Source organism: Knoellia flava TL1 (assembly GCF_000768675.1).
GTDB lineage: Bacteria > Actinomycetota > Actinomycetes > Actinomycetales > Dermatophilaceae > Knoellia > Knoellia flava.
This window is the reverse complement of the sequence record NZ_AVPI01000001.1, coordinates 1-25,328: the sequence shown is the minus strand read 5'-3', so window position 1 is coordinate 25,328 and position 25,328 is coordinate 1. Positions and strand designations below refer to the sequence as shown.

The following is a 25,328-nucleotide window of genomic DNA, read 5'->3' as shown; positions in this document are numbered from 1 at the left end:
CCACGTGGAGGGGTTGACAATCTACAACCTAACGGTTGTAGGTTGTCGCCATGACCACCGAGGAGGTGCACGAGGACCGGGCGGACGCCCTCTTCCACGCGCTCGCCGACCGGACCCGGCGCGACATCCTCCGTCGCGTCCTCGTCGGGGAGCACTCGGTCTCCGCTCTCGCCCGCGGCTACGACATGAGCTTCGCCGCGGTGCAGAAGCACGTCGCCGTGCTCGAGCGGGCAGGGCTCGTCAGCAAGCGCCGCAGCGGACGCGAGGCGCTCGCCAGCGGCGAGGTCGAGGCGCTGCGTTCGGTCGCCTCGATGCTGTCCGAGCTCGAGGCCGTGTGGCGCGGTCGCATCGGGCGGATCGACGACCTCCTCGCCGGCCTCCACGACGCCACCAACGACCAGAGAGGCCGTCAGGACCCGGAGGAACGTCAGCACACCCACCAGGAGAAGGAGTAGGACCCATGCCCGTCACCGACATCACGACCGACAGCGACGAGCGCTCGATCGTCGTCACGTGCGACTTCGCGGCTCCCGTCGACCGCATCTGGGACTTCTGGACCGACCCGCGCCAGCTCGAGCGCTGGTTCGGCCCGCCCGGCTACCCGCTCACGGTCACCTCGCACGACCTGCGCGAGGGCGGCCGGATGACCTACTACATGACCTCGCCGGAGGGTGAGAAGTTCGGCGGCTACTGGGACGTCACGGCCGTCGAGCCGACGAGCCGGCTCGCCTACGTCGACGGCTTCGCCGACGCCGAGGGCAACCCCGCCGAGGGGATGCCGGCCGGTGACACCGTCGTCGAGTTCACCGAGCATGACGGCGGGACGCGGGTCTCGTCGACGACGGTCTACGGCTCGGCCGACGATCTCCAGAAGGTCCTCGACATGGGCATGGAGGAGGGGCTGACCCAGGCCGTCGGACAGCTCGACGAAGCGCTGCGGGCCGACGCCGCCTGACCGAGCCGCGAGGCGCCGTCGCCGACCGCGTCGAGAGTCGGAAGTCCGGGCTCATCCCAGCGGGGGAGGGCCCGGAGTCCCGACACTCGGTCGTGCTTCAGGCGAAGATCGAGCGCACGTCCTCGAGCCGGCTCGGCACGACCCGGAACCACGCCCAGGTGCCGCGCTTCTCGCGCTCGATGAGCCCGGCCTCGGTGAGGACCTTGAGATGGTGGCTCACCGTCGGCTGGGCGAGCCCGACCGCCGGAGTGAGGTCGCAGACGCACGCCTCGCCGCCCTCGCTGTCACGGATGATGCTGAGCAGCCGCAGGCGGACCGGGTCGGCGACTGCCTTGAGGAGGGTGGCGTTGGTCTCGGCCTGCTCCCGCGTCAGCCCGCCCGGCGTCGTGATGCCGCAGCACGCGGTCGTCGTGGTCGCGCTCGGTGCGCTCGCGCTCGGCGCGTTCGGCGCGGTCGTCGTCGTCATGCGGGCCCTTCCCCTCGGCTGTGCGACATGGTGCCACCATAGATATTGACGAACATCGATATTTGCGGTTTGCTCTTCATATCGACGTCCGTCAATCTATCCGAAGGGACCCGCCGATGACCACCACGTCCAGCTCTCGCGTCCAGCTCGCCCTCAACGTCACCGACCTCGAGGCGTCGATCGCGTTCTACTCGGCGATGTTCGGCGTCGAGCCGGCCAAGCGCCGCCCGGGCTACGCGAACTTCGCCGTCGCCGAGCCGCCGCTCAAGCTCGTCCTCATCGAGACCACCGACGACGTGCGCGGGTCCGGCACGGCCGGTGCGCTCAACCACCTCGGCGTCGAGGTCCCATCCGTCGAGGGCGTGGCCGCCTCGCGCGAGCGGTTCGCCCAGGCCGGTCTCGCCGCCTTCGACGAGAACGACACGACCTGCTGCTACGCCCTGCAGGACAAGGTCTGGGTCCACGACCCGGCCGGCGCGCCGTGGGAGGTCTACACCGTCAAGGACGAGAACCCCGCAGGTGCGCGCCCCGCGACGGCGAGCCTCGAGGTCCTCGACGTCTCCGGGCGCCAGCCCGACGGCGCCGCCTGCTGCACCGCGAGCGCATGAGCGTGACCGACACCCGCCCTGCGCCCGACGTCGCTTCCCCGCGGCTCTCGACCCTCGACCGCTTCCTCCCCGTCTGGATCGGCATCGCCATGGCCGTCGGTCTCGGGCTGGGGAGGGCGGTACCGGGTCTCGGCGACGCCCTCGGCGCCGTCGAGGTCGACGGGGTGAGCCTGCCCATCGCGATCGGCCTTCTCGTCATGATGTACCCGGTGCTGGCCAAGGTCCGCTACGACCGGCTCGACTCGGTCACCGGCGACCGGCGGATGCTCGCCGCCTCGCTCGTCCTCAACTGGGTCGTCGGCCCGGCGCTCATGTTCGCCCTGGCGTGGCTGCTCCTGCCCGACCTCCCGGAGTACCGCACCGGCCTCGTCGTCGTCGGCCTCGCCCGTTGCATCGCCATGGTCATCATCTGGAACGACCTCGCCTGCGGCGACCGCGAGGCGGCCGCGGTGCTCGTCGCCCTCAACTCGCTCTTCCAGGTCGTCGCCTTCGCGGGACTCGGCTGGTTCTACCTGTCGTGGCTGCCGGGTCGTCTCGGGCTCGAGCAGGACTCGCTCGACGTCTCGACGTGGCAGATCGCCTCGAGCGTCCTCGTCTTCCTCGGTGTCCCGCTCGTCCTGGGCTACCTCTCGCGACGGGTGGGGGAGAAGCGCTGGGGGCGGACGGCATACGAGACGTCGTTCCTGCCGCGCGTCGGGCCGTGGGCGCTCTACGGGCTGCTCTTCACGATCGTCGTGCTCTTCGCGCTCCAGGGAGACCAGGTCACGTCGCGGCCCCTCGACGTCGCGCGGATCGCGCTGCCGCTGCTCGCCTACTTCGCCCTCATGTGGGGTGGCGGCCTCCTGCTCGGGCGCGCGCTCGGGCTGGGCTACGAGCGCACGACGACGCTCGCCTTCACCGCCGCCGGCAACAACTTCGAGCTCGCGATCGCCGTCGCCATCGCGACCTTCGGCGTCACCTCGGGCCAGGCGCTCGCGGGCGTCGTCGGCCCGCTCATCGAGGTGCCGGTGCTCGTCGCCCTCGTCTACGTCTCGCTCCACCTGAGAAGCCGTCTCTTCCCGAAGGATCCCGCATGACCGGCCAAGCCGCCACCGACCGACCCTCCGTGCTCTTCGTCTGCGTCCACAACGCCGGCCGATCGCAGATGGCCGCGGGCTGGCTCGAGGCTCTCGGCGGAGGCCGGGTCGAGGTTCGCTCCGCCGGCAGTGCGCCCGCCGACACTGTCAACCCGGCCGCGGTCGAGGCGATGGCGGAGGTGGGCATCGACCTCACCGCCGCCTCGCCCAAGGTCCTCACGTCGGAGGCCGTGCAGGCCTCCGACGTCGTCGTCACCATGGGGTGCGGCGACGCCTGCCCGTTCTTCCCGGGCAAGCGCTACGAGGACTGGGCGCTCGAGGACCCGGCCGGCAAGGGGGTCGACTCCGTCCGCCCGATCCGCGACGAGATCCGCGCCCGGGTCCTCGACCTGCTCGACAGCCTCGGCGTCGAGCCGGTCGCCGACGCGACACCGTTGGAGGAGCCGTCGCCCCCTCGGGAATGATGGCCGGGTGACCGCACCCCGCTGGCAGACCATCTTCTTCGACCTCGACGGCACGCTCGCCAACACGATCCCGCTCATCGTGGCGAGCTACCAGCACGCCTTCCGCGAGGTGCGCGGCGAGGAGATCGACGAGCCGCGCGCCCGCGCCTGGATCGGCCGCCCCCTCCTCGCGGCCCTGCTCGAGGAGGACCCCGAGCGCGGTCACGACCTCGACCGGACCTACCGCGAGTGGAACCTCGCCAACACCGAGCGCCTCATCCAGCGGTATGCCGGCGTCCCCGAGATGCTGGAAGCGCTCACCTCCGCGGGGGCGAAGGTCCACGTCGTCACGAGCAAGCGGCGCGAGACGGCCCGGCTCGCGCTCGCCGGAGTCGGCATCGACCACCTCATCGACGTCGTCGGGGCGCTCGAGGACACGACCCGGCACAAGCCCGACGCCGAGCCGCTGCTCGCCGCCTCTCGCGTCGTCGGGGTCGACCCGAGCACCGCGGTCTACGTCGGTGACGCGACCGTCGACATCCTCGCCGCCCGGGCCGCCGGGATGCCTGGCATTGCGGTCACGTGGGGTGCGGGGGAGCGAGCCGACCTCGAGGCGACCCTCCCGGAAGCGGTGTTCGACGACGTCGACGCGCTCACGGCATACCTGCTCGGCGGGACGGATGTGACTGCTGGGACGCCTGAGTAGGCCACTGTCAAGGGTGTCCAGCGGACACGCCGACCCTAATGACAGTCGTGTCATTCGACCGTTAGGGTGGGTGTCGCAGCCGCCGCTCCATGAAGGGTCGAACCGTGAACGCCGTGCACGATGAGCAGTCCGCCACGCCCGATGCCCCGGGCCTGAGCGAGCGCGACCGCCGGATCATCGACTTCGAGCGGCAGTGGTGGAAGTACGCCGGGTCCAAGGAGTCGGCGATCAAGGAGCTCTTCGACATGAGCCCGACCCGCTACTACCAGGTGCTCAACGCGCTCATCGACAGCCCCGTCGCGCTCGAGCACGACCCGATGCTCGTCAAGCGCCTGCGCCGCCAGCGCGCCACCCGCCAGCGCGCCCGCTCCGCCCGTCGCCTCGGGCTGCAGCCCCAGGGCTGAGCCGTGGCCGAGCTCGACTGGAGCACGCCCGAGGGTCTCGCGGCCATCAAGGACCACCTCGCCTCGCAGATCGAGGGCTGGCGCCCTCCGGTCGCGTATGCCGTCGGGCTGAGTCCCGCGTCGAGCTCGGTCGAGTGGGAGTTCGCCCACGTCAATGTCCCCGGCGGTCGGCACGGCCTGCCCGCCGTCGTGCTCGCCACCGTCCTGCGTCACGACGGGTCGACCGCGACGCTCGACCTCACGACCGCCCAGCTCCGGGCCGCCGTCGAGTCGCTCGAGCCGGCCGAGGCGTGCACGTCGCTCGACCACCCCAACCTCGCCGCGTGGCGGCAGGCGCTCGCCGAGGCCGCGTCGAACCCGGCACGCACACTCGTCGCGGTCTTCGTCGCCGACCTCGACGACCCGGTGTCGAGCGAGGCCGACGGTGCGATGCGCGCGACCTTCGAGGGCCACGCCCCGACCCTTTGACCCGCCCCGTCGCAACGTCAGCGACAAGGGTTGCTCTGGCGACCGTTCCCGCTGACGTTGCAATGCAGCCGTCCGCAACGTCAGCGACAAGGGTTGCTCTTGCGACCGTTCCCGCTGACGTTGCGGGAGGGGCGCGGGGGCGACGGGTCGGACGAAGGTGGGCGGACGGCATACGACAGTCGTTTGCACTCTCCACGTGAGAGTGCCAATAATGGCGTTAGCACTCTCGGCATGAGAGTGACAATCCTGGCCAGACCGGTGAGGGTCGGCACGCGCGCATGACATGAGGCACGCGGGTTCGGCTCGTCCGTCGCGGGCACCACCTGGCCGACACCTTCGATTCGCGTGGGAGGAACCACCCGAATGGCCAAGATCATCGCTTTCGATGAAGAGGCTCGCCGCGGTCTCGAGCGGGGCATGAACACCCTCGCCGACGCCGTCAAGGTCACCCTGGGTCCGAAGGGCCGCAACGTCGTGCTGGAGAAGAAGTGGGGCGCCCCCACGATCACCAACGACGGTGTGTCCATCGCCAAGGAGATCGAGCTCGACGACCCCTACGAGAAGATCGGCGCCGAGCTGGTCAAGGAGGTCGCCAAGAAGACCGACGACGTCGCCGGTGACGGCACGACGACGGCGACCGTCCTCGCCCAGGCACTCGTCAAGGAGGGCCTGCGCAACGTTGCCGCCGGCGCCAACCCGATGGCGCTCAAGCGCGGCATCGAGAAGGCCGTCGCGGCCGTCTCCGACGAGCTGCTCGCCAACGCCAAGGACGTCGAGACCAAGGAGCAGATCGCTGCCACGGCCTCGATCTCCGCTGCTGACCCCCAGATCGGCGAGATGATCGCCGAGGCCATGGACAAGGTCGGCAAGGAGGGCGTCATCACCGTCGAGGAGAGCAACACCTTCGGCCTCGAGCTCGAGCTCACCGAGGGCATGCGCTTCGACAAGGGCTACATCAGCCACTACTTCGTCACCGACGCCGAGCGCATGGAGACCGTCCTCGACGACCCCTACGTGCTCGTCGTCAACTCCAAGATCGGCTCGATCAAGGACCTGCTGCCCCTCCTCGAGAAGGTCATGCAGTCCGGCAAGCCGCTCCTCATCATCGCCGAGGACGTCGAGGGCGAGGCCCTGTCGACGCTCGTCGTCAACAAGATCCGCGGCACCTTCAAGTCCGTCGCCGTCAAGGCCCCGGGCTTCGGTGACCGTCGCAAGGCCATGCTCGCCGACATCGCCATCCTCACCGGTGGCCAGGTCATCTCCGAGGAGGTCGGCCTCAAGCTCGACACCGCGGAGCTCGACCTGCTCGGCAAGGCCCGCAAGGTCGTCGTCACCAAGGACGAGACGACCATCGTCGAGGGCTCGGGCGACGCCGACCAGATCCAGGGTCGCGTCAACCAGATCCGCGCCGAGATCGAGAAGTCGGACTCCGACTACGACCGCGAGAAGCTCCAGGAGCGCCTCGCCAAGCTCGCCGGCGGCGTCGCCGTCATCAAGGCGGGCGCGGCCACCGAGGTCGAGCTCAAGGAGCGCAAGCACCGCATCGAGGACGCCGTGCGCAACGCCAAGGCTGCCGTCGAGGAGGGGATCGTCGCCGGTGGTGGCGTGGCCCTGCTCCAGGCGGGCAAGGCTGCCTTCGAGAAGCTTCAGCTCGAGGGTGACGAGGCCACCGGCGCCAACATCGTGCGTGTCGCGATCGAGGCCCCGCTCAAGCAGATCGCCATCAACGGTGGTCTCGAGGGTGGCGTCGTCGCGGAGAAGGTCGCCAACCTCGACTCGGGTCACGGCCTCAACGCCGCGACCGGCGAGTACGTCGACCTCATCAAGGCCGGCATCATCGACCCGGCCAAGGTGACGCGCTCCGCGCTCCAGAACGCCGCGTCGATCGCCGCGCTCTTCCTCACGACCGAGGCCGTCATCGCCGACAAGCCCGAGAAGGCCGCTCCGGCCATGCCGGGTGGCGGCGACGACATGGGCGGCATGGGCTTCTGATCCCGTCCCGCTGAGCGGCCTCGGCCGTTCGCGCCGCAGGAGGGCGGTCTCCCCACGGGGAGGCCGCCCTTCGGCGTGGGTGGGGCGTTCAGGGTTTCCTCAGGGTTCCCTCGGGGAGAAACCCCCTGCCCGTATGCCGTCCGCCCTCCTACCGTTGTCGGCATGACCACTGACCTCGCCCCCGACCGCCGTGGCACCATGGCGCCCCCCGAGGTGGCCGCCCGCGTCGCCGACCTCGTCAAGACCTACGGCTCCGGCGACACCGCCGTCACCGCCCTCAAGGGCGTCAGTCTCGACATCGTCGCCGGTGAGTTCACCGCGATCATGGGCCCGTCCGGCTCGGGCAAGTCCACCCTCATGCACTGCGCGGCGGGGCTCGACTCGGTGACGCGCGGCTCGGTGCGCCTCGGCGACATCGAGCTCACCTCGCTCAAGGAGAAGGACCTCACCCGTGTCCGCCGCGACCACATCGGGTTCGTCTTCCAGTCCTTCAACCTCATCCCGACGCTCAACGCCGAGGAGAACATCCTCCTGCCGCTCTCGATCGCCGGTCGCAAGCCGGACCGCGAGTGGTACGACCTCGTCATCTCGACGGTCGGGCTCCGGGACCGCCTGGGTCACCGGCCGGGCGAGCTCTCCGGCGGCCAGCAGCAGCGCGTCGCCTGCGCCCGCGCCCTCGTGAGCCGGCCCGAGATCATCTTCGCCGACGAGCCGACCGGCAACCTCGACTCGACCTCGGGCGCCGAGGTGCTCGGCTTCCTGCGCCGCTCGGTCGACGACTTCGGCCAGACCATCGTCATGGTGACCCACGACCCCGGCGCCGCGAGCTGGACCGACCGCGTCGTCTTCCTCGCCGACGGTCGCATCGTCACCGAGCTGCGCGAGCCCACCCCCGAGCGGATCCTCGAGACGATGAAGAGCCTCGACGCGAAGGTGCAGGGCTGACCGATGCTCCGCGCCAGCTGGAAGAGCCTCATGGCCCGCAAGCTGCGGCTGTTCATGAGCGCCTTCGCGATCATCCTGGGAGTCGCGTTCGTCGCCGGCTCCTTCGTCTTCACCGACACCCTCGGCCGCAGCTTCGACTCGATCATGAACAGCACGGTCGGCGACGTCGTCGTGCGGCCCGTCGCGGGTGACGTCGACATCGAGTCGCAGCCGTCGTCCGAGACGCTGCCGGGCTCGCTCGTCAAGGACCTCGCCTCCACGCCCGGCGCCGCCCGCGCCGACGGCAACATCACGAACTTCGGCACGTTCGTCGTCGGCAAGGACGGCAAGCTCATCGGTGGGTTCGGCCCGCCCGGCATCGGCGCCAACTACACCGACGGTCCCGCCGCCAAGGGCCTCCAGCCGCTGTCTCTCGACGCCGGACGCTGGCCGAAGGCGACCGGCGAGGTCGTGCTCGACGAGCGGACGGCCGACAAGGCGGGCTACCTCATCGGCGAGAAGGTCAACATCGTCAGCTCGGGCAGCCAGCCGCGCATCTCGGCCAAGCTCGTCGGCATCGCGGTGATGGAGGGCGGGACCGCCGGCGCGAGCCTGTCGATCTTCGACACCGCCCAGGCGCGCGACCTCTTCATGGAGGGCAAGGACACCTACAACGACATCTGGGTGACCGCAGCGCCCGGCACCTCGCAGGAGGAGCTGCGCGACGCGGTCGCCGCGAAGCTGCCCGCCGGGGTCGAGGCCGTCACCGGCGACTCGGCCGCCAAGGCCGCGGCGTCCGACATCCAGGAGGCGCTCGGCTTCATCACGACCTTCCTGCTCATCTTCGCCGGCGTCGCACTCGTCGTCGGGTCGTTCCTCATCATCAACACCTTCAGCATCCTCGTCGCGCAGCGGTCGCGTGAGCTCGCCCTCTTCCGTGCCCTCGGCTCGACGCGACGACAGGTGGCGCGCTCCGTCCTCTTCGAGGCGACCGTCGTCGGGGCCATCGGCTCGCTCGTCGGCCTCGGGCTCGGCGTCGTCATCGCCATGGGCATCCGGACGCTCTTCGGGACCTTCGGGCTCGACCTCAGCGGGCAGTCGCTCATCATCTCGCCGCGCACCGTCCTCGTCTCGCTCGTCGTCGGGCTCGTCGTCACGCTCGTCGCGGCCTACCTGCCGGCGCGCAAGGCCGGCAAGGTCCCGCCCGTCGCGGCGATGCGTGACGACGCCGTCCTCGCCGAGAGCGGGATGCGGGGGCGGGTCATCGTCGGCACCACCCTCACCGTCGTCGGTGCGGTGCTGCTCGGCACAGGGCTCTTCGCGGACGTGCCGAAGCCGACCTACTGGGTCGGCGGCGGCATCCTCGGCGTCGTCCTCGGCATGGCCCTCATCAGCCCGCTCGTGGGGCGACCGGTCATCGCCGGCATCGGCTGGATCTATCGCCGGACCTTCGGCGCCGTCGGCCTCATGGCCCAGCAGAACGCCCAGCGCAACCCCCGCCGCACCGGGGCCACCGCCTCGGCGCTCATGATCGGCGTGACCCTCGTGTCGATGATGGCCGTCTTCGGGGCGAGCGCGAAGGCGAGCATCGACGCCGCCATCGAGAAGGAGTTCGTCGCCGACTACGTCGTGTCGAGCGCGGTGGGCATCCCGTTCTCGGCCCAGGTCACCAGGGAGCTGGAGTCGGTCAGGGGCGTTGCCGAGGTCGCCGCCTTCCGCTGGGACGCGGTCGATGTCGACGGCGAGCGTGGCTCGGCCACAGGCATCGACCCGCAGCACGTCGACGTCATCGGCGACGCGCCCATGGCATCCGGGCGGCTCGACGCGCTCACGCCGACGTCGGTGTCGGTGTCGGAGGAGGTGGCCACGGCCCGGGGCATCACGGTCGGCCGCACCCTCGAGCTCACCCGTGGCGGTGTCACGAAGCCGTTCACCGTGTCGGCGATCCACAAGGAGTCGACACTGCTGTCCTCGGACTACCTGCTCAGCCTGCCCGGGCTCGAGTCGCTCGGGAGCCCGCGCACCGACGCCTACGTCTTCATCACCCGTGAGGCCGGCACGTCGGCGGCGCAGGTGGGCCGGGACCTCGACACGGCGCTCGCGGACCTGCCCGTCGTCACGGTGAAGGACCAGGGCGAGTTCGCCGAGGAGCAGCGGAGCCAGATCAACCAGATGCTCTACCTCATCTATGCGCTGCTCGGTCTGGCGGTCATCATCGCGATCCTCGGCATCATCAACACCCTGGCGCTGTCGGTCATCGAGCGAACCCGTGAGATCGGGCTGCTGCGTGCCGTGGGGCTGAGCCGCCGCCAGCTCAAGCGCATGTTGAGGCTCGAGTCGATCGTCATCGCCCTGCTCGGCGCGACCCTCGGTGTCGGCCTCGGAGTGGCGTTCGGCATGGCGTTGCAGCGTTCGCTCGCCGACGACGGCATCGACGTCCTCGCCGTGCCGTGGCCTCAGCTCGCCTTCTTCGTCGGCCTCGCCGGGCTCGTCGGCATCCTCGCCGCGTGGTGGCCGGGGTGGCGGGCCTCGCGGCTCGACATCCTCCGGGCGGTCACGACCGAGTGACCCCGACTTCTTGCCCGGTTGCGACATCGAGCGCCAGCGAGATGTCGCAACCGGGCAAGAAGTCGAGGTGTGCGGCGGACGAGACGGCCGATGGCGGGAGCGGCCTCAGGGGTGTCGCTCCCGCCACCGGTGTCTCGGGGGCTCTCAGCAGTGTCAGGTGAACATCCGCATGTTCTGCGCCTCGGTCTCGGCGTACTGCGCACCGGCGGCAGCGAGCACCCGACCGATCGAGTCGAGCGAGGCCTGCACCTGGCGCTGGGTGCCCTGCCACTGCGTGACGACACCGTGGAACTGCGTCGCCGCGCCGCCCTTCCACGCGTCCTGGAGCGCCGTGAGCCGGGCGAGCATCTGCCCGACCTGGGCCTCGATCTCGCCCGAGATGCGGCTGATGTCGCCCGAGGCCGCGGAAATGCGGTCGGTGTCGACCTGGAACTGCGTTGCCATGGTGGTCCCCTCTGTTCCTGCCGCACCCGGTGGCGCGACCTCTCCCGACGACGGTAAGGACATCGGCCGCGACCGCCGCGGAGTTGTCCACAGCCCCACGTGAGCGGCCCGGCATACGATCGCGGGGTGCTGCTCATCGACCCGCCTGCCTGGCCGGCCCACGGACGGCTGTGGTCGCACCTCGTGAGCGACACGTCGTTCGAGGAGCTGCACGAGTTCGCGCAGCGCGCCGGCATCCCGCGTCGTGGGTTCGAGGGCGACCACTACGACGTGCCGCAGGAGCGCTACGACGACGTCGTCACGGCAGGGGCGGTGCCGATCGACGGTCGTGAGCTGTTGAGGCGCCTGCAGCACAGCGGACTTCGCATCCCCAAGCGCAAGCACGAGCGCGTCGTCCTCAGCACTCCCGACGCCCCTTGGCTGCCGCCGGGTGGCCGCGCCGACGTCATCGCCTCGCGCCAGGACGACGCGCCGCCGCGCACGGTCGTCGTGCGCGCGGTGCTGCGCGACGCACGGGGGATCCACGTCGTCGCGCGGGCGGACGGGCGCGGGCTCGACCTGCCCATGCGCCACGTCGCCGTCGGCGAGAGCCCGTCCGACGCCCTGCGCGCACTGGGTGACGAGCTCGGGCTGGGGTCGGACCGGGCGCCGCTCATCGGCTACGTGCGCAACGTCGTCCGCGAGCCCGACGCCGGCTACCCGTGGCCCGTCCCGACCGCCTGCTTCGCGCTCTTCGCACTCCCCGCCGGTGGTCTCACCGGCGGCCGGTGGCTGCCCACCGCGCAGCAGGAGGTCGAGCTGGGGGAGCGGCACTGGTGGCCGCTCGTCGCCCCCGGCGCCGACGGTCTCGTCGGCCACGGCCACTGACCCCACGGCCACCGCGGGACGCTCCGCGGCCCTCGTCAGCTCCGCCCCTGAGCCCGCCTCGCCGCTCTCAGGGTGCAGCGGGTGGCGCACCCCATGGTCGGCCGCGCAGCTGCCGTCCACGATGGAGGTGCAGGAGCGCTCGCCGACCGTCGTCGGGCCCGGAACGCCTGTGCCAAGGGGAGATTCGCGTGTTGGAGGCCGTCAACACCCTCATCGAGCAGAACGCCGCGGCACTGTGGGTCCTCCCGGCGCTCTTCCTCCTGGCGACCTTCGACGCGCTTCTGCCGCCGGTGCCGAGCGAGTCGGTCGTCATCACCCTCGCGGCGTTCGGCGCGGCCTCGGGGTCGCCGCACCTGCTCGCCCTCGGTGCGGTGGCAGCAGCGGGTGCCTTCGTCGGTGACAACCTCACGTTCGCAGTGGCCCGTCGCTCCGGCCTGACTCGCCTGCGCACGAGTCCACGACCGAGGGTGCGCAACACCTTCCTTCGCGCCGAGGCCGAGCTCGACCGTCGCGGCGGTCTCGCCATCGTCGTTGCGCGCTACATCCCCGTCGGCCGGGTCGGTGTCAACGTCACGGCCGGCGCGGGCACGTTCTCCCCGAGGCGATTCGTCCTCCTGTCGGCGATGGCTGCGGTCAGCTGGGCGGCCTGGTCCGTCGGTATCGGCGCCCTGGCCGGGCACTGGGTCGAGCAGAACCCGCTGCTCGGGGCCATCGGTGGGATCGCCCTCGCCGGCGCCCTCGGGCTCGTCGTCGACCGAGTGCTCCAGCGCCCGGCGCGCGTCCTGCGTTCCTGAGGTCAGCCGACGTCGGCGAGCCGGTCGAGCTCCCTGCGCAGGTTCCGCCGCGCTGCCGCCTCCCAGTGCAGCCGCGCGTGGTCGGTCCGGTAGACCGACGCCCGCTCGACGAACGGTCGCAGGATCGCCGTCCGGCCGGTCACGTAGTCGGCGTCGGGCACAGCGGAATACTCCCGCCGCACGTCGGCGCAGTAGCCGTCGAACCGGTCCTGCGGGGCGCTGAGGATCCAGAGGTCCGCGTCGTGGAAGGCCGCCTGCGGACCACGCCGTTCCGTGACGTCGTGGGCGGCCGACGCCTCGACGAGCGCGCAGGTCGCGTCGAGGATCTCGCTCTGGATCCCGCTGCGCGACAGGGTGGTTCGGGCGAGGTCGGCGCTGAGCCGTTCGTTGTCGCCCGGGCTCTCCACGTCGTAGACCGCGTCGTGGAACCACGCCGCGAGGACCACCGACGCCCACTCGGTGTCGGTGTCGATGGCCGCCGGTCGCAGCACGACGAGCGCAGCCATGACCTCGTCGAGGTGGCGCAGGTCGTGGTAGCCCCGGTGTGGCTCGGCCCACCTGCGCACGAGGTCGTCACGCAGGAAGAGGAGGCCGCGCACGTCACCCCTGACGACTCGCGCGGCCTCCTCCCACATCTCGTCCCGCAGCATGCAGGAAGCCTCTCAGGCGGTCGCCTCCGGGACGCGCGTGCGCTCCAGTGCCTTCGCGTATGCCGTCCCGCTCGCCAGCAGGAGCAGTCCCGTGACGATGAACGCCACGACCCGCCACAGCCCGTCGAGGGTCGCGAGGTCGAAGAGGAAGAGCTTCGCGACGCTCACCGCCGCCAGCCCGAGCCCGAGGCGGACCGACAGCGCCCGCCGCGACTCGGCCCGCAGCCCGTGGAGCAGCAGCCAGGCCGACGTGACCATCCAGAGCACCGTCGCGAGGGCGTGCCCGGCGAGGTAGCCCGCGGTCGTGGCGCCGACCGCGTCGCCGAGCAGCAGCCCGACGGAGACGACGGCGACGGCCGAGATGGCGAGCCCCGCGATGAGCGCGGCGACCCGGGTGAGCCGCCGGACCCGTGCGGGGACGCCGCGGACCACGTCGACACCCCACGCGCCGAGCGCGGCGACTCCTCCGGCCAGCACGCTGTCGAGCAGTGCGACGGCCGCGTCGTGGTTGCCCGCGCTCCAGACGTCGACGTATGCCGCCGGGTGGACGAGGTAGGCGACCGAGGCGACCGCGGTGGTTCCGGCGGCGACCCACAGCGTGACGCGGGAGCGGGTCGTGACGGCCGCCGCGGCATACCCGAGGGCGGTCGCGACGATGCCGGAGACGACGAAGCGGTCGGGGGCGCCGCTCGTCACCGCGAGCAGTGCGGCGACACCGCTGACTGCGCCGAAGGTGGTCGCGAGCGCCGTGGGGACCGGGCCGACGGGGCGCCGCGACGTCACGGCGAGGAGGACCGCGAAGGCCAGGGCGACGAGCGCGAACCCGGTGGTCCGCAAGGTCTCGCCGTGGACACCGAAGGTCCCGAGCAGCGTGACGGCCGACACGGCGACGGTGGCGCAGCCGATGAGGTCGGTGCGGTCATGGCGGGCCTCCGAGACGGCACCCACGACGGCGAAGAGGGCGAGTGCGCCGGCGGCGAGGATCGGCAGGCGGCCGGGCGAGGTGAAGTCGGTGTCCTCCGCCACCATGCCGAGGAGCACGAGGCCGGTCGCGGGGACGGTCCGGGCCAGGGCGAGCGCCGGCCACCCACGGTCACCGCGGGCGAGGAGGGCAGCGCCGGACAGGACGACGACGAAGAGCGACACCTCGTCGCCCACACCGTCGGTGACGACAGGAGCGAGCAGGGTGGCGCCGAGGACAGTGATGACGGCGAGCAGCTGGCGGTCCCAGCGGCGCGCGAGCAGGAGCCCGGAGACGGCGACGACGGCGGCGATGGCGAGACCGGCGGTGCGGGGGACCCAGCCGTAGACCGCGGTGACGGCGACGACGTCGAGGTAGCCGGCGGCATACCCGGTCGCGGCGATGGCGACGGGAGCGGCGCTGGAGCGTCCTCGTGCGATCTCGCGGGCCCGTACGACGTGAGCGGCCCCGACGAGCCCGAGGGCGAGCGCCACCCCGAGGGCGACGCGCAGCTCGGGGACGAACCAGCCCTGCTGCATCGCCAGGGCGAGGAGGAGGGCGACACCGATGAGGGTGACGACGGCACCGGCGAGGGCGAGGACGCGCGTCACGGCACCCTCGCGCTGCCACCAGGACGGTTGCGGGGCAAAGACCGTGGCCGGGACGGCCTGCGCAGCGGTGGGTGCGGCAGGCGCCGGACGAGGTGCTGCCGTCTCTGGCGCCGGCGCCGGCGCCGTCGTGGTGGGGCCGGGAGCCGGGACGGGCTGGGCGTGCGGCGACACCCACGTCTCGGGAGCGGCGGACGTCTGGACCTCGAGGGAGGCGCGCAGGCGGGCGAGCCCGTTGCCGACGGCATACATGCGGTTCATCGCGTCGGCGAACTCGTTCTCGAGGCGCCGCACGTCCTGCAGCTGATCGTTCATGGGTCGAGTCTGGAACGACGAGTACCCCGACTCCATGAGTCGGGGTACTCACCGTGGGCACCCGGGTGGGTGGTGCGTGCGTCAGCTGGTCGGTGCGGCGACGAGGGTCGCCGAGATCTCCTGGCTCTTGCCGTCGCGGAGAACCGTGAGCTTGACCGTGTCGCCGACGGAGTACTCGCGGATGTGGGCGACGAGCGACTCGGCGGAGTCGACGCGCTCGCCGTTGACCTCGGTGATGACGTCGCCCGTCTCGAGCCCGGCCTTCTGCGCCGGGGTGCCGGGCTGGACGGTGCGGACCTGGGCGCCGGCGCGGGTGGCACTGCCGTCGGAGGCGGTGCCGTCGGCCGGACCGATGCCGAGGTAGGCGTGCTCGGCGGTGCCGTCGGCGATGAGCTGCTCGGCGATGTTGGCTGCCTCCTTGACCGGGATGGCGAAGCCGATGCCGATGTTGCCGCCCTGCGAGGAGCCGGACGAGCCGAGCGAGGCGATCGACGAGTTGATGCCGACGAGCTGGCCGTTGGCGTTGACGAGCGCGCCACCGCTGTTGCCCGGGTTGATCGCGGCGGAGGTCTGGATGGCGTTGGTGACCACCGGTTCGCTGCTCGACTGCTGCTGTTGCTGCTGGCCGAACGGGTTCTGCTGCTGCGGCTGCTGCTCGGCGGCCTCGGTGGTCACGGGGCGGTTGAGTGCGCTCACGATGCCCGTCGTCACCGTGCCGGCGAGCCCGAGCGGGTTGCCGACGGCCATGACGGGGTCGCCGACCTTGAGGGCGTCGGAGTCGCCGATCGCGATGGGCTGCAGGTCGTCGGGGGCGCCCTCGATCGTCACGACCGCGAGGTCGGTCGAGGGGTCGGTCCCCTGGATCCTGCCCTTGAACGTGCGCCCGTCGGCGAGCGTCACGGTGAGCTCCTCGGCACCGGCCACGACGTGGTTGTTGGTGAGGACGTGCGCGTTGTCGTCGATGATGACGCCGGACCCCTCGCCGCTGTCGGTCTTGATCGCGACGACGCTCGGCGACACGGCCGAGGCGGTGGCCGTCCAGTTCGGCGACTGCGGGTTGCTCTGCGAGACCGGCGCGGTCTGGGTGCCGCGACCCAGGCTGGAGGAGGAGGACGCAGTGGAGGGGGACTGCGCATCCTGCGACCCCAGCTGGGTCGCGGCGTAGGTGCCGCCCGACGCGAGTGCGGCGGTCAGCGCAGCCACCGCGACGAGCTCACCCATCCGCCGCCGTCGCTGCGGCGTGGGGGGTTGGCTCTGCGGCGCTGCTCCCGGGGCCGGCGGTGGGGGGAACACCGGGCCGGCGGGCTCGTGGGCGCCGTACCACGTGGTCGGCGCGGGCTGAGAGTGCTGCGACGAGGAGGCGTCGTGCGAGGGCGTGCCGTGGTCCTGCGGGCGCTGGTCGTGCGGGGTGACCGGCGCGTGCTCGCGGGTCGCCTGCTGCGGGAGCGTCTGGGTCGGGGCGGAGGCCTCTCGACCCTGGGAAGCCTCGGGGGTCGGTCCGGTCGGGTGTCCGGTCGGTCCGGGCTGCTGGTCGCTCATCGTCTCTCCTTCGTCGGTGTGGCACGTCCCACTCAAGTGCGTCGACCTCAAGAGCCGCTGGGCCGTCCCTGTGAGGGCGCTGTGGGAATCCGGACGACGAACGTCGCGCCTCCACCCGGCGTCTCCTGAACCCCCACCCGCCCCCGGTGGGCACTGACGATGGCGGCCACGATGGCGAGCCCGAGGCCGTTGCCGCCACCGGTCGTGCGGCCACGTGAGGGGTCGGCACGGTAGAACCGCTCGAAGACGCGATGCGCTGTGCCAGAAGGGATTCCGTCACCATGGTCGCGCACCTCGAGGACCCCGTCGGGTCCGTCCACGCCCACCGCGAGCTCGACCGGTGTGCCGGGCGGCGTGTGGCGGAGCGCGTTGGCGACGAGGTTGGTGACGACCTGCCGGAGCCGTGACTCGGACCCCCAGACGACGGTCGCGTCGAGGGGGCCGCCGAGGCCGGCGAGCGAGATGCGGCGTGCGGGTTCACGGGCACGGGCATCCGCCGTCGCGTCGGCCGCGAGGACCGTGAGGTCGACCTCGCCCATCGACGCGGTCGGCTCCTCGTCGAGCCGGGCGAGGGTGAGGAGATCCTCGACGAGACCGCTCATCCGACCGGACTCGGACTCGATGCGCTCCATGGCGGCACGGGTGTCCTCCGGCTTCGAGATCGCTCCCTGGCGGTGCAGCTCGGCGTAGCCGCGCACCGTGGCCAGCGGCGTGCGCAGCTCGTGGCTCGCGTCGGCGACGAACTGGCGCATGCGGTCCTCGGACGCCTCGCGCACGGCGAAGGACGACTCGATCTGCGCGAGCATCGCATTGAGGCTGCGGGACAGCGAGGTCACCTCGTCGTCGGCCGCCCGCACGGGGATCCGCCGGGTGAGGTCCCCGCCGGCGATCGCGGCGGCGGTGTCCTCGATCTGGGTGAGCGGGCGGAAGGCGCGGCGCACGGCATACCAACCGAGCAGGGCCGAGCCGGCGAGGACGACAGCGCTGAGGACACCGGTGGTGACGAGGAGCCGCGTCACGGTCTGCTTCACCGACCGGAGCGGGACGCCGACCGCGAAGGTGCCCTCCCTCCTGTTGACGGTGCCGGCGATGAACCGCCACTCCAGGTCGCCGTCGACGGACCCCACGGTGAAGGGTCGGCCCTTCGTCACCAACGGGTCGTCGAGCTCGAGCCGGGGGACGTCGGGGTGGCGCTGCTCTGTCGTGGGGTTGACGCTCATCGTGTCGCCGTCGACGGGGAAGAGGACGAACGCGTAGTTCGTCGGCTTGGCGTTGTTGCCTCGGCGAAGGTCCTCGAGCGCCTGTGTCGCAACGGGTTTGGCGACGCCGCGGAGCTCGGTGTCGACGCGACCAAGGAGGTCGCGCTGGATGAGGTAGGCGGTGGCGAGGTTCGAGAAGAGCAGCGCGGCAGCGAGGACGACGAGGACGATCGCGACGAGGCGCACCCTCAGCGGCATTGCCTCGAGCCGCCGGACGACGGCCTGGGATGCCGGAGCCGAGGCCATCAGGTCTGCGGCGGCAGGCGCAGGACGTAGCCGACACCGCGCTTGGTGTGGATGAGCGGCGGCAGGCCCTCGGTGTCGATCTTGCGGCGCAGGTAGGAGATGTAGGACTCGACGATGCCGCTCTCGCCGCGGAAGTCGTACTCCCACACGTGGTCGAGGATCTGGGCCTTCGACAGCACGCGGTTGGGGTTGAGCATGAGGTAGCGGAGCAGCTTGAACTCGGTCGGGCTCGTCTCGATGACCCTGCCGGCGCGGCGGACCTCGTGGCTGTCCTCGTCGAGCTCGAGGTCCTCGAAGCGCAGCGAGGCGCCGTCGTCGAGCTCGCCGCGAGTGCGTCGCAGGACCGCACGGATGCGGGCGACGACCTCCTCGAGGCTGAACGGCTTGGTGACGTAGTCGTCGCCGCCGACGGTGAGGCCCTTGATCTTGTCGTCGACCGAGTCGCGCGCGGTGACGAAGACGATCGGCACGTGCCGGCCGGACTCGCGCAGCCTGCGCGTCACGTCGAAGCCGTCCATGTCGGGCAGCATGACGTCGAGGACGCAGAGGTCGGGGTGCCGGTCGTCGGCGAGCCGCACGGCGTCGGCGCCGGTGGCCGCGGTGACGACCTCGAACCCCGCGAACCTCAGGGAGGTCGCGAGGAGCTCACGGATGTTGGGCTCGTCCTCGACGACGAGGAGCGTGGCCTCGGGGGTTGCTGGGTTCGCGCTCACGGGCCCAGTCTGGCGGCCGAGTCTGGGAGTTGTCTGGACGTATGCCGTGTGTTGGCCCGCGCTGCACGATCCGGTTCGCGAACCGCATCGTCGCTCGTGAGCCCGTCCGAACGGGTTCGCGAGCGACCCGACGGTTCGCGAACCGTCGAGGGGTCCTCGGTCAGCGGGACTGGAGGGCGTCGAGGGCGACGGCCATGGCCGCACCGACGCGCCAGTCGAGCGCATGGCCGTCGACGGGCGGCAGCTCGACCTCGTAGACGTCGCGCAGCGCCGCCTTCTTCGTGCTGCTGAGGACGACCTGTCCGTCGGGCAGCGTGAAGTCGAAGTGGAAGAGGAAGGGGACCGGGATGTCACCGATCACCGGGACGAGGTCCCAGACGCGGCGCAGGATGGCGATGCCGTGGTTGCGCTCCTGGCCCAGCGAGGTGCGGCCGGCTCCGTCGGTGAGGTGCCACGTCGAGCGGAGCAGCGACTTGCCGAAGTCCTTGCGGAACTGGCCGATCGGCGCGCCCGACGCGTCGGTGACGTCGTAGGTCGCGCCGAGGTCCATCCGCGAGCGCGCCTTGAACCCGAAGACCGGCTGGCTCTTGCCCGCGTCGGCGAAGAACGTCACCTGCTCCTTGAAGGCGAGCCGCTTCTGCTCGGCGAACGCCCAGAGGCCGACCTCGTTGCCGTCGGGACCCACGCCGTGGATCTCGTAGCGGTTGACCATCATCGTGAGCTTCTGGCGGACCCGGAAACGGGTCGGGGAGGCGGTGGGCTCGATCGGGGTGCCCTGCGGCGGCTGCGTCATGCGCGCCACTCTCACACACGCTGCGCGCTCCACCTCGTATGCCGTCCGCTCACCTTCTCGGCGGCGTGTTGGTCGCGCACGACGTCCGGTGCGCCGCCATCCATCCGACCTCCGCGCGCTGGGCGCGCTCCGGTCTCCCGCCAGACCCAGCCAGCGCCGCACCGGACGTCGTGCGCTCCCGCGCGGTGGGCTGACCGTTCCGTTCGGATCTCGGGCTGCGCGTAGGGCCGTTCTGGTCAGAGGTCGGTGGCGTCGATGATGCGGTAGGCGTAGCCCTGCTCGGCGAGGAAGCGCTGGCGGTGCGCAGCGAAGTCGGCGTCGACGGTGTCGCGGGCGACGACGGTGTAGAAGTGCGCCGTGCGGCCGTCGCCCTTGGGCCGGAGCACCCGACCGAGCCGCTGAGCCTCCTCCTGGCGCGAGCCGAACGTCCCGGACACCTGGATGGCGACGCTCGCCTCCGGCAGGTCGATCGAGAAGTTCGCGACCTTGGAGACGACGAGCAGGCTGATGTCGCCGTCGCGGAAGGCGCCGTAGAGCCGCTGGCGCTCGGCCACCGACGTCTCGCCCGTGATGACGTCGGCCCCGAGGCGGTGCGCGAGCTCATCGAGCTGGTCGAGGTACTGGCCGATGACGAGGGTCGGCTCGCCGCGGTGACGTTCGACGAGCCTCTCGACGACGGGCAGCTTGGCGTCCGAGCAGGAGGCGAGGCGGTAGCGGTCGTCCGGCTCCGCGACGGCATACGCCATCCGTTGTCCGTCGGGGAGCGTGACCCGCACCTCGACGCAGTCCGCGGGAGCGATGTAGCCCTGCGCCTCGATGTCCTTCCACGGCGCGTCGAAGCGCTTCGGGCCGATGAGCGAGAAGACGTCGGACTCGAGGCCGTCCTCGCGCACGAGGGTCGCGGTGAGCCCGAGCCGCCGGCGGGCCTGGAGGTCGGCGGTCATCCGGAAGATCGGTGCGGGCAGCAGGTGGACCTCGTCGTAGACGATGAGGCCCCAGTCGCGGGCGTCGAGCAGGTCGAGGTGGGTGTAGGCGCCCTTCCGGCGCGTCGTGAGCACCTGGTAGGTCGCGATCGTGACCGGGCGGATCTCCTTGCGCGCACCCGAGTACTCGCCGATCTCGTCCTCGGTGAGGCTCGTGCGGCGGAGGAGCTCGTCCTTCCACTGCCGCGCCGACACGGTGTTGGTGACGAGGATGAGCGTCGTCGCCGAGGCCTTGGCCATCGCACCCGCGCCGACGAGGGTCTTGCCCGCGCCGCACGGCAGCACGACGACACCGGAGCCGCCGTCCCAGAAGCCGTCCACGGCCTGCTCCTGGTAGGGCCGCATGGACCAGCCGCCGGTGCGGTCGAGGTCGATCGGGTGCGCCTCGCCGTCGACGTAGCCGGCCTCGTCCTCCGCGGGCCAGCCGACCTTGAGCAGCTCCTGCTTGAGGTGACCGCGCTCGCTCGGGTGGACGACGACGATGTCGTCGTCGATGCGCTCGCCGATGAGCGGCTTGATCCGCCTGTGCCGCAGCACTTCCGTGAGCACGGCGCGGTCGGTGGTGCGCAGGACGAGCCGCCCGTCGTCGTCCTTGAGGAGGGTGAGCCGGCCGTAGCGTGCCATCGTGTCGGCGACGTCGACGAGCAGCGCGTGCGGCACGGGGTATCGGCTGTGCGTCACCAGCGCGTCGACGACCTGCTCGGCATCGTGGCCGGCCGCCCGGGCGTTCCACAGACCCAGCGGGGTGATCCGGTAGGTGTGGATGTGCTCGGGCGCTCGCTCGAGCTCGGCGAACGGTGCGATCGCCCGCCGCGCCTCCGCCGACCGAGGATGGTCGACCTCGAGGAGGAGCGTCTTGTCGCTCTGGACGATGAGTGCGCCGTCAGTCAAGGGGCCTCAGTAGGAGTAGTCGGAGTCGTAGGTCCCGCCGTCGAACCCACCCGAGGCGCCGATCGCGAAGAAGACGATGACGCCGATGACCGCGAGCGCGATGCCGATGGCGAACGCGATCCAGCCCCACTTCGTGAGGCGGCGGGAGCCCTCGGGGTCGGTCGAGTTCTTCGTCAGGGCCATGATGCCGAGGATGAGCGGCACGATGCCGGGGATGCAGCAGCTCACCGTGACGATGCCCGAGAGAATCGTCAGGACGATGGCGCTCGTGTTCTGCGCCGGGGGAGCGCCGTAGGCGACCGGCGGGGCCTGCCACTGCCCGGGCGGCTGGTAGGGCGGGTAGCCGCCCGGCTGCGCCTGGGCGCCGCTCGCGGCATACGGGTCGTATGCCGGCTGCTGACCGGCGTAGGGGTCCTGCGCCTGGGGTGCCCCGTAGGCGGGGGGCGGTGGCGGTGCGCCGTAGGGCGACGGCGGCGGGGAGCCGTAGGGGGACTGCGGCGGCGGGGGAGGCGTGGCGGCATAGGGGTTCGCGGGCTGGCCACCGGCATACGGGTCGGTCTCGCCGGCCGGCTGCGTGTAGGGCGCGTCGTGGCCCGGCGTCGCAGGTGCGGGCGGCACCGGCGGCACGAAGGGCTCGCTCGACGACGTGCCCCTGTCGGCGTCGGAGCCCTGCGGGATCTGCTCGGTGGGTGCGGACGAAGGGGTGTCCTGGGACCCGGTGTCCGGCGAGGACGAGGGCACCGTCCAGTCGGGACTGGCCGTCGGATCCGAGTACTCCCCCTGCTGCGGGTCCTTGTCGTTCTCGCTCATGGGCGACAACGTACCTGCCGTGGCCGCCACCGCTCCCACGGTCCGCAGGACTCGCCCACGCTGCGTGTCAGGATGAGGCATGAGCATGCGCACCCCGCAGGTCGAGCCGGACCCGACCCTCCCCGCGGAGATCACGATCTACGAGGTCGGCGCTCGCGACGGGCTGCAGAACGAGAAGGCGGTCGTGCCGGCCGAGGTCAAGGCCGAGTTCGTCCGCCGCCTCGCGTCCGCCGGCCTCGGCACCATCGAGACGACGTCCTTCGTCAACCCGCAGTGGGTGCCCCAGCTCGCCGACGCCACGGAGGTGCTCGACATGCTCGGCGACGAGGGTCGCGGCCCTCGCCGCCCTGTGCTCGTCCCCAACGAGCGCGGGCTCGACCGCGCTCTCGATGCCGGTGTCGGCGCCGTCGCGATCTTCGGCAGCGCCACCGAGACCTTCGCGCGCAAGAACCTCAACCGCACCGTCGACGAGTCCATCGAGATGTTCCGGCCCGTCGTCGCCCGCTCGCACGAGGCCGGACTCTGGGTGCGCGGCTACGTGTCGATGTGCTTCGGCGACCCGTGGGAGGGGCCCGTGCCCGTGCCGCAGGTCGTCGACGTCGCCCAGCGCCTCATGGACCTCGGCTGCGACCAGCTGTCGCTCGGCGACACCATCGGCGTCGCCACCTCCGGCCACGTTGCGCGCCTGCTCGATGCGTTGCAGGACAGGGGAATCGGAGTCGACCGCATCGGCGTGCACTTCCACGACACCTACGGCCAGGCGCTGAGCAACACCCTCGTCGCCCTGCGCCACGGCGTCACCGTCGTCGACTCCTCCGCCGGCGGGCTCGGTGGCTGCCCCTACGCCGAGAGCGCCACCGGCAACCTCGCCACCGAGGACCTCGTCTGGGCGATGGAGGGCGCGGGCGTGCGCACCGGTGTCGATCTCGAGGCACTGCTCGCGACCAGCGCGTGGATGGCGCGGCAGCTCGGGCGTCCCTCGCCCTCCGCCGTGGTCCGCGCCCTCACCCCCGCCGCGGACTGACCCGGCACCGCCCGGGGGCGCTGCGCGGCACCGGGAGCGCCGGGCCACTGCCGATTCGCCGCTGGCTGGGCCTGGCGGGAGCGCGAAGCGCGCTCTGCGCGCGAGTGCGGATGGACTGCGGCGAATCGGTAGTGGTCCGGTGCGACCCACCAGGGTGCGCCGCGTACCGGTCCCAGACCGCCGGTCAGTCGGCGACGACGCCGGTGATGCGGTGGACGGAGAGGGTGCGGGTCACGCCCTCGCTGACGCCGGTGACGCGGCCGCCGTCGAGGCGCTCGGGATAGAAGAGCATGCGCTGGGTGCGCCCGACGCCGTCGGAGTAGCCGAGCCAGACCGGGCGACCGTCGGCGATGGCTTCGCGGAGGACGGCCACGGAGGTTGTCGGGTCGTTGGCCGGGATCGGTGGGCCGGTGCGACCGGCGGGGGCTGCGGCGGCCCGGGCGCGAGCCTCGGACTCGGCGGCACGAAGGCCGGCGACGAGCGAGGCCACCTGCGCCTCGTCCATGGCCTGGACGAGGGCGGGGTCGACGGCTGTGCGGCGGACGACGCGGCGCACGGGCCGGGTCGGCACGGTGACCATGCCCGCGGCAGACTCGGCGACGGGGGTGAAACCCTCCTCGCGCAGCACCTCGAGGACGACGTCGGGTCGCACCGGGGAGGTGAGGACGGTCGGGGCGATGCGGCGCAGCTGGAGCGAGGAGAGGCCGCGGTGGGCGAGCATGACGTCGAGCCCGGCCTCGTCCTCGCTGCGGATGACCGCGCTCACTCCACGCACGCGCACGGTCCCGTGGCGTCGGGCGACGTCGCGGACGAGGTAGTCGAGGGGCTGCGGCACCGGTGTGCGGCTGGCGTCGCGGAGGCCGGCGAGGATGTCGTCGCCGGTCCACCCGGTGTCGAGGCAGCGCCGGATCGAGTCCTCGCTGAAGCGGTGGACCGTCGCGCCACCGCGGGACTCGACGTCGGCGACGAGCCGCAGGAAGGCGGCGAGCGACCCGGTGACCGGTCCGGGCGCGATGGCGGTGAGGTCCGCCTGGAGCAGCACGGCCTCGACGGGCGCGGGCAGGTGGGGGTGGATCGACTCGGCGACCGGCGCGATGTCCCCGTCCGCGGCGAGCAGGGCGCGACCGGCGACGCTGAGGGCGCCGTGTCCGGTGACCCCGAGCCACGCGGCCTCGCGCAGGACGGCCTCGACGACCGCCTCCAGCGTCCGGGGGACGCGTCGCGGACGGCGCCAGCGGACGGCCGCAGCGAGGTCGTGCGCCGTGGGAGCGACGCCGGAGGGCGCGGCGGCGAGGAGCTCGAGCACCTCGCGGCGCAGCGCCCGGATCGGCGGCCACTGGGCGTCGGCCCCGAGGGCGTTGACGACCGAGGACGCGTCCGTGCGCGACCCGACGCGGTGTGGCGCGCGGGTCGTCGTGAGCCACGACTGCGCGAGCCGAGCCCACCGCTCGCCACCGGGCTCGGTCTGCCACACGTCGTACTCCGCCGTCGGCACCCAGTGCGGGTCCACCTCGCCGTCGTCGGCGACGAGGTCCGCGACGAGCGCCAGCTCCACGAGGTATGCCGTGTGCTCCGCTCCCGTGTCGAGGCGCGTCGCCGCGGACTTGAGGTCACGGACGGCGAGGCCACCGGTGCGCAGGACGCGCGGGGGAGCCTGCGACCAGGTGTCGAGGAGCTCGTCGAGCAGTGCCAGCACCTCCGAGGCGGCGGCCCCGGCCGCGGCGTCGACGGCCTCGACCCGGCGCGCCGGGCCGGTCACCTCCGGGGGCTCGAGCTGGGGCGCGCGGTGGGTCCGCCCCTGGCGCAGGACCATCGCGACCT

The 25,328-nt window shown here is 71.9% G+C and carries 25 protein-coding genes; 14 read left to right on the top strand and 11 right to left on the bottom strand.

What is annotated here, in order from left to right:
* Positions 1 to 50: 50 nt before the first annotated feature.
* Positions 51 to 455, top strand: a complete 405-nt coding sequence (locus tag N798_RS00125; protein WP_084099895.1) for an ArsR/SmtB family transcription factor — start codon at positions 51 to 53, stop codon at positions 453 to 455.
* A gap of 5 nt (positions 456 to 460) precedes the next feature.
* Positions 461 to 955, top strand: a complete 495-nt coding sequence (locus tag N798_RS00120) for an SRPBCC family protein (RefSeq protein WP_035945250.1) — start codon at positions 461 to 463, stop codon at positions 953 to 955.
* Between the two features lie 97 nt (positions 956 to 1,052).
* On the opposite strand, the gene N798_RS00115 is transcribed toward N798_RS00120, so the two are convergent.
* Positions 1,053 to 1,421 (bottom strand): ArsR/SmtB family transcription factor, encoded by a 369-nt coding sequence (locus N798_RS00115; protein WP_035945248.1) that lies wholly within the window; start codon positions 1,419 to 1,421, stop codon positions 1,053 to 1,055.
* 116 nt (positions 1,422 to 1,537) lie between these two features.
* On the opposite strand from N798_RS00115, the gene N798_RS00110 reads away from it, so the two are divergent.
* The 9 genes from N798_RS00110 to N798_RS00070 all read left to right on the top strand — a co-directional run bounded on the left by N798_RS00110 (position 1,538) and on the right by N798_RS00070 (position 10,610).
* On the top strand, positions 1,538 to 2,029 hold the full coding sequence (locus tag N798_RS00110) for an ArsI/CadI family heavy metal resistance metalloenzyme (protein WP_035945247.1): 492 nt from the start codon (positions 1,538 to 1,540) through the stop codon (positions 2,027 to 2,029).
* Positions 2,026 to 3,105, top strand: a complete 1,080-nt coding sequence (gene arsB, locus N798_RS00105; RefSeq protein WP_035945245.1) for an ACR3 family arsenite efflux transporter — start codon at positions 2,026 to 2,028, stop codon at positions 3,103 to 3,105. The genes N798_RS00110 and arsB overlap by 4 nt, the downstream gene beginning before the upstream one ends.
* Positions 3,102 to 3,569 (top strand): arsenate reductase ArsC, encoded by a 468-nt coding sequence (locus N798_RS00100; RefSeq protein WP_035945244.1) that lies wholly within the window; start codon positions 3,102 to 3,104, stop codon positions 3,567 to 3,569. Before arsB ends, N798_RS00100 begins: the two co-directional genes overlap by 4 nt.
* 7 nt (positions 3,570 to 3,576) lie before the next feature.
* Entirely contained in the window at positions 3,577 to 4,254 is a 678-nt protein-coding gene (locus N798_RS00095) for an HAD family hydrolase (RefSeq protein WP_035945242.1), read from the top strand.
* Positions 4,255 to 4,358: 104 nt separating this feature from the next.
* Positions 4,359 to 4,658 (top strand): DUF3263 domain-containing protein, encoded by a 300-nt coding sequence (locus tag N798_RS00090; protein ID WP_232222664.1) that lies wholly within the window; start codon positions 4,359 to 4,361, stop codon positions 4,656 to 4,658.
* A 3-nt stretch (positions 4,659 to 4,661) separates the two neighbouring features.
* Positions 4,662 to 5,126, top strand: coding sequence for a hypothetical protein (locus N798_RS00085; RefSeq protein WP_035945240.1), 465 nt, complete (start codon positions 4,662 to 4,664; stop codon positions 5,124 to 5,126).
* Between the two features lie 363 nt (positions 5,127 to 5,489).
* Complete coding sequence (groL, locus tag N798_RS00080; protein WP_035945239.1) at positions 5,490 to 7,118, top strand: chaperonin GroEL; 1,629 nt, start codon at positions 5,490 to 5,492, stop codon at positions 7,116 to 7,118.
* A gap of 162 nt (positions 7,119 to 7,280) precedes the next feature.
* On the top strand, positions 7,281 to 8,063 hold the full coding sequence (locus tag N798_RS00075; protein ID WP_035945238.1) for an ABC transporter ATP-binding protein: 783 nt from the start codon (positions 7,281 to 7,283) through the stop codon (positions 8,061 to 8,063).
* 3 nt (positions 8,064 to 8,066) lie between these two features.
* Entirely contained in the window at positions 8,067 to 10,610 is a 2,544-nt protein-coding gene (locus N798_RS00070; RefSeq protein ID WP_035945237.1) for an ABC transporter permease, read from the top strand.
* Positions 10,611 to 10,763: 153 nt separating this feature from the next.
* Here the strand turns inward: N798_RS00070 and N798_RS00065 are convergent, their stop codons facing one another.
* Positions 10,764 to 11,054 (bottom strand): WXG100 family type VII secretion target, encoded by a 291-nt coding sequence (locus N798_RS00065; RefSeq protein WP_035945236.1) that lies wholly within the window; start codon positions 11,052 to 11,054, stop codon positions 10,764 to 10,766.
* 126 nt (positions 11,055 to 11,180) lie between these two features.
* On the opposite strand from N798_RS00065, the gene N798_RS18275 reads away from it, so the two are divergent.
* Complete coding sequence (locus tag N798_RS18275; protein WP_229708543.1) at positions 11,181 to 11,921, top strand: DUF4031 domain-containing protein; 741 nt, start codon at positions 11,181 to 11,183, stop codon at positions 11,919 to 11,921.
* A 188-nt stretch (positions 11,922 to 12,109) separates the two neighbouring features.
* Complete coding sequence (locus N798_RS17640; RefSeq protein ID WP_188450422.1) at positions 12,110 to 12,715, top strand: DedA family protein; 606 nt, start codon at positions 12,110 to 12,112, stop codon at positions 12,713 to 12,715.
* 2 nt (positions 12,716 to 12,717) lie between these two features.
* Here N798_RS17640 and N798_RS00050 read toward each other — a convergent pair whose 3' ends face one another.
* The 8 genes from N798_RS00050 to N798_RS17095 form a co-directional block, all read right to left on the bottom strand.
* Complete coding sequence (locus tag N798_RS00050; RefSeq protein WP_035945235.1) at positions 12,718 to 13,365, bottom strand: HD domain-containing protein; 648 nt, start codon at positions 13,363 to 13,365, stop codon at positions 12,718 to 12,720.
* 12 nt (positions 13,366 to 13,377) lie between these two features.
* Positions 13,378 to 15,249, bottom strand: coding sequence for a DUF2339 domain-containing protein (locus tag N798_RS00045; protein ID WP_035945234.1), 1,872 nt, complete (start codon positions 15,247 to 15,249; stop codon positions 13,378 to 13,380).
* 81 nt (positions 15,250 to 15,330) lie between these two features.
* Positions 15,331 to 16,788 carry a S1C family serine protease gene (locus N798_RS00040; RefSeq protein WP_035945232.1) on the bottom strand — a complete coding sequence of 486 codons (1,458 nt, stop codon included), beginning with the start codon at positions 16,786 to 16,788 and terminating at the stop codon, positions 15,331 to 15,333.
* A 47-nt stretch (positions 16,789 to 16,835) separates the two neighbouring features.
* Positions 16,836 to 18,293, bottom strand: coding sequence for a sensor histidine kinase (locus tag N798_RS00035; protein WP_035945229.1), 1,458 nt, complete (start codon positions 18,291 to 18,293; stop codon positions 16,836 to 16,838).
* Complete coding sequence (locus N798_RS00030; protein ID WP_035945227.1) at positions 18,293 to 19,006, bottom strand: response regulator transcription factor; 714 nt, start codon at positions 19,004 to 19,006, stop codon at positions 18,293 to 18,295. Before N798_RS00030 ends, N798_RS00035 begins: the two co-directional genes overlap by 1 nt.
* A 160-nt stretch (positions 19,007 to 19,166) precedes the next feature.
* Positions 19,167 to 19,799, bottom strand: a complete 633-nt coding sequence (locus N798_RS00025; RefSeq protein ID WP_052116751.1) for an LURP-one-related/scramblase family protein — start codon at positions 19,797 to 19,799, stop codon at positions 19,167 to 19,169.
* A gap of 236 nt (positions 19,800 to 20,035) precedes the next feature.
* On the bottom strand, positions 20,036 to 21,673 hold the full coding sequence (locus tag N798_RS00020; protein ID WP_035945225.1) for a DNA repair helicase XPB: 1,638 nt from the start codon (positions 21,671 to 21,673) through the stop codon (positions 20,036 to 20,038).
* A gap of 6 nt (positions 21,674 to 21,679) precedes the next feature.
* Positions 21,680 to 22,483 (bottom strand): DUF4190 domain-containing protein, encoded by an 804-nt coding sequence (locus N798_RS17095; protein ID WP_052116750.1) that lies wholly within the window; start codon positions 22,481 to 22,483, stop codon positions 21,680 to 21,682.
* A gap of 85 nt (positions 22,484 to 22,568) precedes the next feature.
* Here N798_RS17095 and N798_RS00010 point away from each other — a divergent pair, with 85 nt between their 5' ends.
* A complete protein-coding gene (locus tag N798_RS00010) occupies positions 22,569 to 23,507 on the top strand; it encodes a hydroxymethylglutaryl-CoA lyase (RefSeq protein ID WP_035945671.1) in 939 nt (312 codons plus the stop codon).
* A gap of 184 nt (positions 23,508 to 23,691) precedes the next feature.
* Here N798_RS00010 and N798_RS00005 read toward each other — a convergent pair.
* On the bottom strand, positions 23,692 to 25,328 hold a 1,637-nt coding region (locus N798_RS00005), incomplete at its 5' end, for a helicase-associated domain-containing protein (RefSeq protein ID WP_035945223.1).